The organism is Spirosoma sp. 48-14 (assembly GCF_001898575.1).
GTDB lineage: Bacteria > Bacteroidota > Bacteroidia > Cytophagales > Spirosomataceae > Spirosoma.
In genome coordinates this window covers 174,359-187,816 of sequence record NZ_MKUD01000058.1, presented here as the reverse complement: position 1 = coordinate 187,816, position 13,458 = coordinate 174,359, and the positions used below count along the sequence as shown (strand labels likewise).

9 protein-coding genes are annotated in these 13,458 nt (G+C 47.8%); 1 reads left to right on the top strand and 8 read right to left on the bottom strand.

The window, feature by feature from the left end; genetic code table 11:
* Window positions 1-4: 4 nt before the first annotated feature.
* The 3 genes from BGO59_RS25540 to BGO59_RS25530 form a co-directional block, all read right to left on the bottom strand.
* Complete coding sequence (locus BGO59_RS25540) at window positions 5-877, bottom strand: hemin ABC transporter substrate-binding protein (protein ID WP_293688324.1); 873 nt, start codon at window positions 875-877, stop codon at window positions 5-7.
* A 57-nt stretch (window positions 878-934) separates the two neighbouring features.
* Window positions 935-2,323 (bottom strand): HmuY family protein, encoded by a 1,389-nt coding sequence (locus tag BGO59_RS25535; RefSeq protein ID WP_293688321.1) that lies wholly within the window; start codon window positions 2,321-2,323, stop codon window positions 935-937.
* 77 nt (window positions 2,324-2,400) lie between these two features.
* Window positions 2,401-4,695, bottom strand: coding sequence for a TonB-dependent receptor (locus BGO59_RS25530; protein WP_293688318.1), 2,295 nt, complete (start codon window positions 4,693-4,695; stop codon window positions 2,401-2,403).
* 845 nt (window positions 4,696-5,540) lie between these two features.
* Here BGO59_RS25530 and BGO59_RS25525 point away from each other — a divergent pair.
* Window positions 5,541-7,469 (top strand): HAMP domain-containing sensor histidine kinase, encoded by a 1,929-nt coding sequence (locus BGO59_RS25525; protein WP_293688315.1) that lies wholly within the window; start codon window positions 5,541-5,543, stop codon window positions 7,467-7,469.
* Between the two features lie 76 nt (window positions 7,470-7,545).
* Here the strand turns inward: BGO59_RS25525 and BGO59_RS25520 are convergent, their stop codons facing one another.
* The 5 genes from BGO59_RS25520 to BGO59_RS25500 all read right to left on the bottom strand — a co-directional run bounded on the left by BGO59_RS25520 (window position 7,546) and on the right by BGO59_RS25500 (window position 13,164).
* On the bottom strand, window positions 7,546-8,712 hold the full coding sequence (locus BGO59_RS25520; RefSeq protein ID WP_080053811.1) for a Gfo/Idh/MocA family oxidoreductase: 1,167 nt from the start codon (window positions 8,710-8,712) through the stop codon (window positions 7,546-7,548).
* Between the two features lie 112 nt (window positions 8,713-8,824).
* Window positions 8,825-9,307, bottom strand: a complete 483-nt coding sequence (locus BGO59_RS25515; RefSeq protein ID WP_293688310.1) for a GyrI-like domain-containing protein — start codon at window positions 9,305-9,307, stop codon at window positions 8,825-8,827.
* A gap of 84 nt (window positions 9,308-9,391) precedes the next feature.
* Window positions 9,392-10,120, bottom strand: coding sequence for a DUF2071 domain-containing protein (locus BGO59_RS25510; RefSeq protein ID WP_293688307.1), 729 nt, complete (start codon window positions 10,118-10,120; stop codon window positions 9,392-9,394).
* A 9-nt stretch (window positions 10,121-10,129) separates the two neighbouring features.
* A complete protein-coding gene (locus BGO59_RS25505) occupies window positions 10,130-12,829 on the bottom strand; it encodes an ABC transporter permease (protein ID WP_293688304.1) in 2,700 nt (899 codons plus the stop codon).
* Window positions 12,826-13,164: a helix-turn-helix transcriptional regulator gene (locus BGO59_RS25500; RefSeq protein WP_293688301.1), complete on the bottom strand. Its 339-nt coding sequence runs from the start codon at window positions 13,162-13,164 to the stop codon at window positions 12,826-12,828. The genes BGO59_RS25505 and BGO59_RS25500 overlap by 4 nt, the downstream gene beginning before the upstream one ends.
* Between the last annotated feature and the right edge of the window lie 294 nt (window positions 13,165-13,458).

The following is a 13,458-nucleotide window of genomic DNA, read 5'->3' as shown; positions in this document are numbered from 1 at the left end:
CGGTTTAGGCCTTAGGTTTTTGACTGATTTTCTGGGCTAATTCCTGTAGTGCTTTGCCTAAACGAGGTGAAAAGCCACTCAGTAAGTGCCCATCTATGGTGACGATTTGCCCGGTCTTACCCGCATTCGTCTGGGCAATACCCTGCACTTTTTGCAAGCCGGATGCGCCACCCAGACTTTCAAGGCCAGTGTCGAACAGCAGAATGACATCAGGGTTGGCCGTAACGAGGGCTTCGGCTGTAAGGGGCTTGTAATTCTCGAAGTCGGAGGCTGCATTGGTCCCTCCGGCTAATTCAATCATTTTGTCGACCTGTGTACCTCGGCCCGATACCATCATGGTGCCCGTTCCCCGTGCATAAATGAACAGAACTTTTGGCTTGCCAGCCGCTTTTTTGACCTGCGCCAGATCGGCATCGAGTTTTTTAATCAGGGCTTTGGCACGCGAAGCAACCTGACAGGTATTGGCTACGTCCTGAATCAGTTTTTTCGATCCGGCAATGCTATAGTCCTGTCCAAATGCAATCACCTTTATGCCTGCCGATCTGATCTGATCGATCACTTCGGGTTTAGTACCTGCATTTTGCGACGTCAGGACAAGAGTTGGTTTTAGCGAGATAACCCCTTCGGCCGATATGTTCCGGTTATGGCCGACTTTCGGGAGTTTTTGTAGGGATTCGGGATACGTGCTGGTTACATCAACACCAACCAGATACACCTGTAGACCCAGATCGCACAGAATTTCACTGACAGTGCCATCCAGCGAAACAATACGGATGGGTTCGTCTTTGGGGCTTTCAGGCATTGATACGGCCTGATGGCTGGTCAAAACTCCCAGCAGACAGCCAAGGCAGAGTAGGAGATAGGGTAGTTTTTTCATTGCGATTGTGGTAAAAGGAAACGGTCACGTCGACTTAGTGCCAACGTTGCCAGAGACTTAAGAGACTTTCTTAACCAGCTTGAATTCGAATTTTGGCTTGCCGCGTTCGCCACCATCCTGCGAAGCGAAGCTGATAAACTTGAGCTTGTAGACGTTGCCTGTAGCGTCCTTCACTACATAGAATCGATCCGTTCGAACTCCCGTTGAGGACTGGCTCGCTACGCGCCAGTTTGAGCCAATCACATATTTGTCATTCTTGAATGTAGTGGTGGCAATGTTGCTTTCAGCGTAGGCATCATATGAGACCGTAGAGGTAAGGATCTCAGCCGCCGTAACACCACCCAATACATTGATATAGACCTGATCGGCAAAGTAGTAGGGGATGTCATTGGTACCATCGCTGGTTTTGTAAACTCCACCACTCCATTCAATATCCCAACGGGCTTTCGCTGGCTCAACATCGACTAAAGTACCTGAGGTAAAGGAGAGGTAGTTGAAATTGTAGGCATCGTTTTTCGGGATTGAAACGGTCTTGAAAGTTGTCTCTTTGATCCCTGCGTATTGGAGCGTATAACCTGTTGTCCCGTTGCGAAGTATCCGAACTTTCACCCAGCCTTTGGCAGGCGTTGACCCGCTGGTGCCCCGATTGATGATATACACTTTGTTATCGGCATCGGTAGCCGAAATGCTGGCGATAACCGTTTTGGTAAGATCGCCTGATACATCATCAACCCATTTTAAACCAGCCGGATCAAAATTGCCGATACTCAAGGATAGGCCAACCGTGTCGGCAGCCGTTACCTGGGTCAGGTCATTTTTAGCCAGGGCAACAGCGGCTGCTCCGGTCGTATTGTTCAGAATTACGCGGAAATCGGTACCCGAATAGAAACCCAAATCCCAGCTATCCCGCCGGACGGAAGTTGCCGCATTGTTGCTTAAATCCACAAACACGGAGTTGACGGCGCTGGAGCCACCCGTACCGCCATCAAGTGTCAGTGTAGTGCCTGTCGAGATAATGGATGTGAATTTGACCCTGAGGGCTTTTGTCGTTCCGACCAAAACCGGGCTACCAGCCGAAGCAATGGTAAAATCGATGGTTTCCGTACCGCTCAGAAAAATTGAATTGGCTTTAGTAAGTGTAAACGAGGTTTCGCTGCTTCCGGCTGGTACAGTCAACGAAAGGGTATTGTTGGTGATGGCCGGGGTGGTCGTAAACTGAGTGCCATAGGTGATGCCAGTGGGGGTTACCTGAACGGTTATGGGAGTAGCTGCATCGACCGCCCGTGATAGCTTCAGCTTAATGGTTGACGATTGGGTAGCAGCATCCATACCTTGTTCTGTACTTTCGAACTGCACCAGATTGTCGGGTAGGGGAGGGTCGCTTTCTTTACAGGCATTTAAGGTACTAACCGTTATAAGGAATGCGACGCCGAGAATTTTTTTCATGGGATGTAAACTGTTTGGTAGACTTGTGTTGTGCTTGATTGATAGCGTGTTATGGGTTAGGGGTAGCCAGTCGTTGATTAGTTTTTAGACCATTGAAAATTAAGGCCCAGGAAGTAGGAACGTCCGTAGCTGACAGGGGATGGCCCGCCCGAACTATGGGCACCACCCGTGTCGGTTGAGGTATTCGCCAGACGGGTAATGTTGAAGAGGTTTTTAGCCCCTGTAGTTAGTGTTAAGTAGCTGGTAATGGGCTTGGTCAGGGTAAGGTCGGCCCAGTGGAAAGCGGCTATTTCGGTCAATACTGCCGAAACCTGACCGTCGGCAGTGGCGGTTGCTAAGTAGCTAGGTCGTTTGCCCGTGTATTTATAGAAAAGGCTGACTTTCGTATCGAGTTTTTTCAGTGTATAGGTCAGGTTCGTATTGGCTTCCGGCGACCAGATGAACGTGGGTAACTTACCTTCTGCATAGGTTGTAGTGTCTGTGCTGGTGAGTAGGTTGTTATATCGACCGATGTATGAAAAACCCACTGTTGCCTGAAGTGCCTTCCACGAAAAGACGTTTTCCAGCGTAACGCCCGTTGTTTTGAATCGGTCAATATTGATGTTTGTCGTAATGCGTGGATCGCTGGGGTCGATGCCGTAGGTGATCAGGTTGTTGAAATCGTTATAAAAAAAGCCCAGTGTCGATTTGGCTTTCGGCATTGCCTGCCAGACCAGAGATCCATTGAAACTGTTCGAGTTTTCGGCTTTCAGATTTGGGTTTCCCCGGATGGAGTGGCTGGCGTCGAAGAAATTAAAATACAATTCTCGGAGAGCGGGTGAACGAAACCCCCTTGCATAGGCTAAACGCAAATCCAGCGTGGGGGTAAGGGCAAATTTGGTGTTTAGGGAAGGTATGACGGGTGGAGCATTATAGACCGAGTTTTTGATGAAACGCAATCCCGGACGGATGCTGATGCGTGTGGTTGGACTAAGGGTTGAGGAAACAAAAAATGCATAATCGCTAATGCTGGGTGAACCCAAAATTCGGTCGCCTGAAGCGGCATCCCGATTTATATCGATCCCAGGTTGTAGCGAAACGGCTGGTGAAACCTTATAGGTAGCCGTTGCCCGGTACGTTTGACTGGTAAACGTGGCAATATCCTGCTCGCCCTGGCCTAATGAAAGCGTGCGTCGATTGGTCGTTACATCCAGAATCGTCGTTTGGGTACGGCGCTGATAATCCGTAAGCGAAGCTTGCCCGTTAAACTGAAGCCGTTCACTTGCTTTCCAGTCGCTCTGTAGTTGATGAACATATCGATTGGTGATGTATTTCTGGTCGCGAGCCTGATGGGTGTTGCTATTTTCGGCACCCTGGCTCAGCAAGTCTTCTTTAAGCGCATCCAGTCGGTAATAGACGTTGAGGCTTTCGGTACGATAACCAATTTTTCCATGCCCAAACAGTTGATCTTTGGGTAGCCAGTCTTTTACCCGGCCTTCCGATTGGCCCTGCCAGCCACCAAACGTATTGTTGGTGACTCCGGCTGATGCATTCCAGCCTTTCTTTTGCCAGGTAATTCCAGCATTCTGGATGTGTAATCCCTGGTTGGTGAGTACGTTATACTCTTTACCGACTGTCTCTTCCTGAATGCGTGCAGTAACGCTCAGTTGTTCATGTCCTGGTTTTTTAGTGATAATATTGACAACCCCCGCCAGCGCATCGGAGCCATACGAAACCGACATGGGGCCTTCGACAATTTCGATTCGCTCGATGCTGTTGATGTCGATCTGGTTTAGGCTTTCCCGTGTATCGCCCCGGTCGACCATTGGCAGCCCATCCAGTAGAATTTTGACATTGCGCCCCGACATGCCCATCAGTTGCACATCGGTAGTGCCCAAGGTAAGGTCGTTGGAAAATCGGAAGCCCAGTTCATTATTCAGGACGCCCATTACGTTCACGGCAGCCCGTAAGCGAATACGTTCACTATCAATAACCCGGACGTTGTAAACCGATTTTTTCAGTGACTGGGGTTCGTATTGTCCCGTTACGATGACTTCATTCAGTTGGCTGGTAGCAGGTTGTAGTTTAACCGTGAGTTGGACCAGCTGCTTTTCTCTTATTGTAACAGCTTGTTGCAGCGTTGCATAGCCTATCATTGAAATTTGAAGATGATAATTTCCCGGAGCGAGTTCTGATAAGATAAAATGTCCTTTTTCGTCGGTTGTCGTGCCTTTAGGGGTGCCAATAGCCTGAATAGTAGCCAATGCGCCCGGCGTACCGTCGGCCAGTAGGACAGTGCCTTTGATCGTATGGTTCTGCGCCCAGACTACAGATGAGTTTAATAAGATCAGCAAGTACAACTGAAGAAAGCTATTTGTACAGACTTGTTTCATGATCCAGGTAGTCAATGGCTTATGATAATTGAATTCTATTATTAAATAGACTAATTAAAAATAATGAGCAAAGGTAATGGATAATAAATGAGTTTATCAAGTGTTATTTAGAATTTGTCTTAATAGTTTCAGTTTTTGGTAAACTGGCCTCCTTTAAATAGTCGTCCATTTTTCCTTATGGCTTGAGTTCGTGGCGTCAGGTTCTTAAACCTGACGTGTTCGGTTTCTTAAAACCGAACGGTTGGTCTGACTCGGTTTTGAGAGACAGCACGGAGGGCAGATTTGAGAATCTACCCTCACCCTACCTGGGTAAAACGTTGTAAGTTGACTAACTCAAACAACTTCTAAATTTATTCGCCCAAGCCAACAACTATGGGGCAGCTCCGCAGAGAGGCACATAGCTCGTCGTTGGCACGAAAAGGAAACACGATTGTCTTAGCTAGAAGAATCAATGACACTGATCTAGACGAGCAGTTAATCTGAAGTTTTGTAATTTAGCCTTTATATAAGAATTGGTTGTTGAGATTGTATCTAAATGGATGCGATTGTTAACTAATAAACAATTAGATCTACACGGCAAAACGGGGCTAGTATGAAAAATACGGAGATCGGTAATTGGGCATTGATCGCGTTAACCTCTTAGCAAAGGTTGCAACTACCAACGCTTACTTTGATTATTTAGCCTGGGTTCTTACCTGATAATTTGCCTAGAATCTATGTTTCGCCAATTTCTGGGTGAGTCATAAAGAGAACGTTCGTTTTCTGTACGACTCGCTCAGGACCAATATTTTACATGGTTATTTTTGTTTTGTCCTCTTCTGCCCTATAGACGAAAGCTATTGCTCATGAAATTCAAGTCTATTGGTGAGTTAATCTCCATCTACTTCACAGTCATTTTGGTTTTTGTAGGGTTAATTGGTGGGGTTGCCAATGCGAAGTCGTTTGAATTTGCTGATACACAGCCGATTACTAATCCCGATAGCCTGGAGCAATGGCTAGTGCGAAACCCTGCCCCATCCCTGGATCGACTCAGGAGCCTGATTGTATTAGAGCGTACGTACTGTTGGGGGTATCATGATAAGGTTGGTAAGTACCTACCTGAGATTAGCCGCTTGACTAAAGTATACCACAATCAGACGGCTGATGCAGCGTATCGATATCTCCGTGCCTTTGCCCATTACTATCTGGACTATCGTGGCCAAACGACCTTATACGCTAATCAGGCTCTCCAGGCTTTTCAGTTGCTTGGTGATCAATCGGGCCTCTTAAACACCTATGGTTTATTAGTGCTTATTAATATAAAAAACTATCAATATAAGGTCCACTCAAAGACGCAGGTCAGCAAGGGATATTTAGACCAAATTGATCAGATTCTAACTACCAACCACGATCCGCATGATCTCCTGGTGGCCAAATTGGCGTATGCCTGGGATCGGGCTATACTGACTGAGAAGGGAATAGGGCTCATGCAACAAACCCTTGACCAAGCCTTCGAAATAATCAATAAGAATCCTTCCTGCAGCTATGCCCGTGTACAGTTTAGTCGCCTACAAGCCCATTGTTATTATCTGCATGGCGAGGCTATACTGGCCTATGAACAGAGCAAACAGCTTCTTAGGCAGTTAAAACCAGCTCAGTTTTGGGAAATGACAGTCGTCATGCAAAATCTAGCGGGCTATTGTTATAAACTCAGGCGAACCGATGAGGGAATTGCCTTGTGCCAGAACGTGATAACGTTGCTTACCCAAACTAAACCGGTTAAGCATCATATACCCATAAAAGATACCTATAACAAGTACCGGCAATTGTTAATGCAAAAGGGTGACTATGTTGAGGCCAATCGCCTGGCTGATAGCATTCAGCATTACAATGATCGGATTCTGTTGGCCGAGAATGACGAAAAGATGCTCGAACTGGAAGCCCGCTATGAAGACCAACGCAAACAGCAACAAATCCTTTATCTGCAACAACAACAGCAACAAACCCGACTCCTGCTGCTGATTGTAGCGGCTGTGCTGGTCATCGTTGGGTTTCTGTTATACCGACTCTATCAGGCCAATAACCAACTGAAAGCCCTCAATAAATCTCGAGAACGCTTCTTTAGCATCATCGCTCACGACCTGCGCCGACCTATGCATGCCTTCCAGGGAATGAACGAACTAGTGAGCTATTACCTGAAAAACCAGCGCTATGAGGCCATAGAAAAACTATCTCAGGCAATTGATGAAGCCGGAGCTCGCATCCAGCTTATGCTCGACAATCTGCTGCGCTGGGCTCTAGCCCAACGACAGGAGCTACCTTACCAACCACAACTGCTACTGTTGGCGCCCAAGCTGCGGGAAGTGGTGAGCCTGTTTGAGAGCCTGCCTTATTCAGATTCTGTCGTCTTTACTGTGCGTTGCTCCGACCGCCTTCAGGTGTATGCCGACCCCGATGCGCTGGAGTTAATTTTACGGAACCTGGTGGCCAATGCGCTTAAGGCCATAGATCGGCAACCGGGTCGACTCACGATTGAGGCTACTATTCAGGAGTCCTCCAAGGTCAGTATTGAGGTATGGGATTCGGGACCCGGAATGAGCTCCGCCCAGTTATCGTCGGTACGGTCGGTATTGGCGCATCCTAAGGATGGTCAGTTGAGTGAATCCAATCGGGGTTTAGGATTAATTCTAGTGAGTGAGTTTACGCATCGAAATCGAGGACAGCTCAGGGTGGAGAGTTCGGCGGAGAGTGGCACTCGGTTCACCCTCGTATTACCGGGTAACAACTACCTCTAAACTGTCTGGGAAAGCATAGACAAAAAAAGCCCTGATCAGGCAGGGCTAATTATTTGACGAATGGTAAACGTCGCCTTTACGCTTTCAGATTAATCTTTCGGCCTGTTTCGGCAGCCTGATAAATGGCCTGTAATAATCGGACATCGCGTAGCCCTTCTTCACCGGTCACATGATCGGGTAGTTTTTTGCCGTCCAGAAGGTCTTTGCAAACGCCGTCCATGTGCGCTGCCTGATGATTCACTACAGGTTGTTCAATAGGTCCTTTGCTGGTACGACCTTTCAGCGGGCCGTAGCCAAAAGCAGGCGATAGCTCAAACCATCCTTTTTCACAGGAGGCATAGAGCCGTTCAACACCAGCTGCATAGCTGGTAGTGGAGTTTGAAACGGCACCTCCCGGAAATTCAAACTGCCAGAACATGGTTTCCTCAACATCCTTAAACTTCTGTGGATCAGTTTTGGGGGCAAATTGAGCCGTTACAGAGATCGGTTCTTCACCCGTTACGTAGCGGGCGCCCTGTACGGCATAGATGCCTACATCCATGAGTGGGCCACCCCCGGCCATACTTTTCTTCAGCCGCCACTGGTTTGGATCGCCACTGCGGAACCCGTCGCTACTTTCGATGAATTTAACGGCACCAAATACTTTTTCCTGACCTAGTCGCATCACTTCTTTGGTAAATGGCTCATAGTGAAGTCGATAGCCAATCGCCAGTTGTTTGTTCGCCTTCTTACAGGCATCAATCATATTCTGACATTCTTTAGCGGTAATTGCCATGGGTTTTTCGCAAATGACGTGCTTACCCGCCTTTGCCGCCCGTATTACATATTCTTCGTGCATTGAGTTGGGAAGCACTACATATACTACATCAATATCTTTATTGTCGGCAATACGATCGAAGGTTTTATAGTCGTATACATTCGCTTTGGGGATGTTGTACTTCTGCATCCATTGCTCGGCTTTTGAGGGAGTCCCCGTCACGATACCGGCTAAACGGCAATTCTGGGTTTGTTGCAACGCAGGCGCCAGTAGATTAGTGCTGTAATAACCCAGCCCGACCAGGGCAATACCCAGCTTGCGGCCGGGCTGTCCCAAAGCGTTTGGCCGTAATGAATACAGTCCGCTGGATTCGTTTTTTACAAATTCGTTATCGGCATAGCCGAGCATTGGAAGCGAGAGCGCTGATGCCCCGGCACCTAAGTTGCGTAGAAAATCTCGTCGGGAAGTAGAGGATTGCTTTTTCATGAATAGCCGGTTGGTAAACCCAGTACGTTACTGAGCCTTAAACAAAGACCCGAAGTCAGGTTTTCTACCAGCTTCGGGTCTTTGTTGTTTAGGGGAAAACGGCTCTAATTAGCTAAAGGCCAATCTGAATCTCGGTTATGCAATTGCCCTGATTCTGAAGGTCGACAACCGTGTACACCTCACGAACGCGCCCATCGTTCTGATAACCGTTCCGATGAAACTGACCGAATAGCGCATCATATACCGCACCAAAATCGCTCCAGGGACCCGTATAGGTGTACGTAGCACATCGAAAGGAAGGATAGTCTTTGTAGAAAAAGTGGTCGGATGGGGCTCCCGGTTGCGCAATTGGCAAGACAATCTCTAACTGGAATTCATGGGTTTCGTTGCCGTTGACATCGGTGTAAAGCCAATGAATTGGGCCAGTCACGGTCAAACCCAACAGGTTAGCTTCCTTGTATAGACTTTCGGCTACCCCGGGTGCGTGCTGCGAGAGGGTTTGTAAAGTTGCGCGGGTGGTGAAGCCAAGAGCGGTGAAGGGCTGTGTTTCGGTGATCGCCAGTGCGTTTTCGGGAATCGACAGTTGCGTTGTCATGATTTGTTGTTTTGGTGAATGATCACAACAAAGATCACGCGTTGTAGTGACAGCCTTATGTCAGTAGGATTGGCAACGATTAAATTAAATATGGAGTTTACCAGCAATTCGGACCGAAACAGGCGAACCATCGGCATAAAAGGCTGAATGCGGAGGTTGAGCTAGAAAGGGAACGAATTCGTTCCCGTATAAGTGGGCGACATCAGCGTCCAGATAGGCATTATGAACATCGGCAATTTGCCAGGAAACGTGCTCGACCTGATACTCGTGTGTGCTTCGTTCGCTCAGTTTGTTATAGCCCCAGTAATGTTCAAAAATAAACGCTTCGGCACTGTCCGGCGGCATAACCTGTAAATCCGTGCTCACCGTTGCGCCCAGTTTGTTCCAGCGGTCTTTTACCTTCCATTCATATTGAATAGACTGAGAATGAGTATCAAGGGACTGAATGGTATGGCGTACAGGTAGCGCCTGGTAACGCTCGTGATAGAGTACATTGGCTACGGTAGCGATGATAGGTCTGGGCACGATTTCGCTAACGAACACAACGCCCCGCTTCCATTGCTGACCATCGAAATGCCGAACGTAAAAACGTAGATTGACTTCGTCAAAATTAGTATGCCAGGGCCATTTTATGCCCAAAACGGCCGTTTCCAGAAAGCGAAATCCAACCATACTGACCAACGCCTTCCCCTGCCAGAAATCGAGTTCGGTAGCCGGGGGTAAATGCGGAGTCAGTATGGCTGGGTCTACTTCATAGTTGAGCATCAACAGATTACGCCACTCTGCTCGTAGAAACGTTCGCTTTTTCGCCATGTTCAGTGCTTATTCGCTTCTCAGCGTCTTTACCGGGTTTAATAAAGCAGCTTTAAGGGCCTGGTAACTGACCGTTAATAAGGTAATTAACAAAGCTATGGCTAATACGCCTACAAATACGCTGATATGAATCGTTATTTTGTAGGTATAGCTTTCCAGCCACTGATTCATTGCATACCAGGCAATAGGTGAAGCGATCAGGCAGGCAATAATCACCAACTGAACAAAATCTTTCGATAATAAGCCCCACAGATTCGCGATGCTGGCGCCCAATACCTTCCGGACGCCAATTTCTTTGGTGCGTTGCTCGGCAATAAACGAGGCCAGACCAAACAGACCCAGACACGAAATAAAGATGGCCAGTAAGCAGACGACAGCCGAAAGATTACCAACGAGTTCTTCGTATCGGAATTTTTTGGCGTATTCGACATCCGCAAACTGATAGTCGAATGGATAAGCCGGGTTGTATTTGTCGAAAATGGGTTGGATTTTGTCGATAGCTGCGGAAGGTGACATGGCCGGATTGATGCGCAGGTCGATAAAATTAACCCAATCTTTAGCAAAGATGATTGTCATCGGTGCAACAGCGCGGTAAGGCGACCATTCTACGACGATGTCGGGTACTACGCCAACAACGGTCCAGTCTCTATTTGCCCAACGCATTCGTTCGCCGACTGGGTGTTTCAGACCCATGCGTTTGACAGCCGCTTCGTTCAAAATAACCCCTGCCGAATCGGTCGCAAACGCTCTCGAAAAATCCCGCCCTTCTTTGAGCTTGATTCCCATTGTTTTGGTGTAGTCGTAGCTGGTCGCGATGGTTGTAAAAATGACGGATTCATCGGCGGGACCTGCGCCTTTCCATTTCCAGCCACTGTTACTGCTCCACCATTGGGTTGGCGGTGCATTGGTTTTACAAATAGAGGATACAGCCCCAGTGGCCATTAATTCGTCTCGAAGGGCGTCGTAATGATCAAGCAAACTTTTAGACGAGTTAATCGAAATAAGACCTGCCTTTGTAAAGCCAAGCGGACGGTTTTTGCCATGTTCCAGTTGCTGATAAATAATAATAGTGCCAATCATCAGTGAAATGGAAAAGGCAAACTGAACAACCACCAGAATTTTCCGGGGTAATGTAGCGCCTTTACCAACCTGAAAAGTCCCTTTGAGAATCTTCACGGGACTGAATGACGACAGATACAGAGCTGGATAACTACCGGCTAACAATCCTGTAAATAAAGTAAATGCTAGTGTGCCGCCCCAGAGCAGGGGATTCCCGAATTCGATCGTCATCGATTTTTCCGTGAGTGTATTGAAAAAAGGCAGCGAAGCCAGAACAATGACTAAGGCTATGACCAACGCCATGCCCGCAATCAGGATAGACTCACTTAAAAACTGCCCGATCAACTGCTCGCGACCAGACCCCACCGCTTTTCGGACCCCAACCTCTTTGGCTCGTTTTTCGGAACGGGCTGTGCTGAGATTCATAAAATTGATGCACGCAATGACCAGAATAAACAGACCGAAAATGCTAAATAGTCGTACATATTTAATGAAGCCTCCGGTATTCTTCCCGTCCGTAAACTCTGAATAAAGCCGCCATTTGGCCATAGGGTGCAGGAAAACTTCAGGCTTGACCTGGTTTCTCGACGTAGGGTCGTTCGCGGCTAAATGAGTCAGGATTACATCTTTGATTTTTGCGTTGGTTTGTGCTGGATCGATGCCCTCTTTCAACTGCGCAAATACGCCCCAATCGTTGTTTCGCCAGTCGGTTTTCGCCTTATTTCTTACCCAGTCAAAGCGAGCCTCCTGCAATTGCCAGGGCAATAAATAATCAAACTGAAGCGTAGCATTGGCTGGCTGTTTGGCTACCACGGCTGTTACTTTCAGATCGACAGAATTGTCGATTCGAACAATCTTGCCAATGGGGTCCTGATTTCCGAAAAGCGTTCGGGCCGTTTCATCCGTAAGGACGATTGAATAGGGTTCCTTTAGTGGGTTTCTATCGCCATTCAGGATAGACAGTGAAAACATGTCAATGGCATCCTGGCCAATATAAATCCCATTTTTGAGGAATTTCTGATCACCAACAATCAACGAACGTGTCCCTTCTGACCGTTGGTACATCGCCACGGCTTTAAAGTCGGGATACTTGGTTTTTAATTCGTCGCCTAATGGAAACGGTATAGCGTCCTGCGTGCCCCGTTGCCCATCAAATGTTTGGTTCAGTTTGACCTGATAGAGGGTTTCGTAGTTTTTATGATGCTTATTGGCCGATACTTCGTCTTGTATCCAAATGCCAATCAGCATTGTTACGGCCATACCGACAGCCAGCCCGGCAATGTTGATGGCCGAATATCCCTTGTACTTGGTGAGATTGCGAAAAGCGAGTTTTAGATAATTGCGGACCATGACTGGATGAAACGATAAGGGTTTAGAAACGTCACTGTATTTCGTATAACGAGGTTTGAACGTAGGTTCTGGTTCACGTCGCCAGAGCCTTGGGTGTATGAGCAGTAATAAATCCCAGGCATACATAAACCGGGCTTTGGTGGCGCCATGGCGATGGGCGCGTCTATGAAAAAGCTCTTCCATATCGCCCTGAAGTTCTTCGCGTAAATGCGGAGCGGTAATGCGTTCCATAAGCCAGTTTGCCCAGCGGGGAGGCTTTACGTTCTGCCCGGCATTGTGCGTTGTTGGCGTCGACTTCATGCCAGGCTCCCTCCAAAAGCAGCTTTAGGTATATCGGCCCAAAGGTCATTCCGAATTTTACGCGCTTCCTGCAACGCCTGTTCACCCGCAGTGGTTACGGTAAAGAGCCGTTTACGTCGTCCACCCCGTTCGGCTGTCGATTCGCCAAACCGTGACTGGACCAGTTCTTTTTCTTCGAGTCGCTGCATAGTACGATGAACAGCCCCCAGGCGCATAGGGCGTTCTAGTCGGTTGCTAAGCTCTTCCATGACGGCTACACTGTAGGCATCATCATAGAGCAAGGCAATCGTCAGCAAAACAATCTCTTCAAACTCGCCTAGTTGAGCACCTTTCATGAGTACATAAATAGTATCCTACTCATTTGTATAGCAAATAGGTGGCCAACTTCATAAATGGCCATTTATGCTCCATAGGGCCGGTTTTGTAGATGAACCAATGTCCGTAAGCGGACACAGGCTGTCCGCCTTTGTACACGCTTAGGTGCTAGTGTTAGGCAGAGCTTAATTCTATCTACTGTTGAACTGAGTATGGGCTAGAACTGATGATAGCGAAGATGAACCTTCCGATTCCGTGCAGTCACAATGAATGAACAGCCAAATCGGCTATAGTATGGGGTTTTGTGGAGGAGC

Coding starts and splice junctions, on each gene's coding strand:
- BGO59_RS25525 (WP_293688315.1), top strand. CDS start 5,541: ATGAAATTCAAGTCTATTGGTGAGTTAATCTCCATCTACTTCACAGTC.
- BGO59_RS25505 (WP_293688304.1), bottom strand. CDS start 12,829: ATGAAGTCGACGCCAACAACGCACAATGCCGGGCAGAACGTAAAGCCT.
- BGO59_RS25515 (WP_293688310.1), bottom strand. CDS start 9,307: ATGACAACGCAACTGTCGATTCCCGAAAACGCACTGGCGATCACCGAA.
- BGO59_RS25520 (WP_080053811.1), bottom strand. CDS start 8,712: ATGAAAAAGCAATCCTCTACTTCCCGACGAGATTTTCTACGCAACTTA.
- BGO59_RS25540 (WP_293688324.1), bottom strand. CDS start 877: ATGAAAAAACTACCCTATCTCCTACTCTGCCTTGGCTGTCTGCTGGGA.
- BGO59_RS25500 (WP_293688301.1), bottom strand. CDS start 13,164: ATGAAAGGTGCTCAACTAGGCGAGTTTGAAGAGATTGTTTTGCTGACG.
- BGO59_RS25510 (WP_293688307.1), bottom strand. CDS start 10,120: ATGGCGAAAAAGCGAACGTTTCTACGAGCAGAGTGGCGTAATCTGTTG.
- BGO59_RS25535 (WP_293688321.1), bottom strand. CDS start 2,323: ATGAAAAAAATTCTCGGCGTCGCATTCCTTATAACGGTTAGTACCTTA.
- BGO59_RS25530 (WP_293688318.1), bottom strand. CDS start 4,695: ATGAAACAAGTCTGTACAAATAGCTTTCTTCAGTTGTACTTGCTGATC.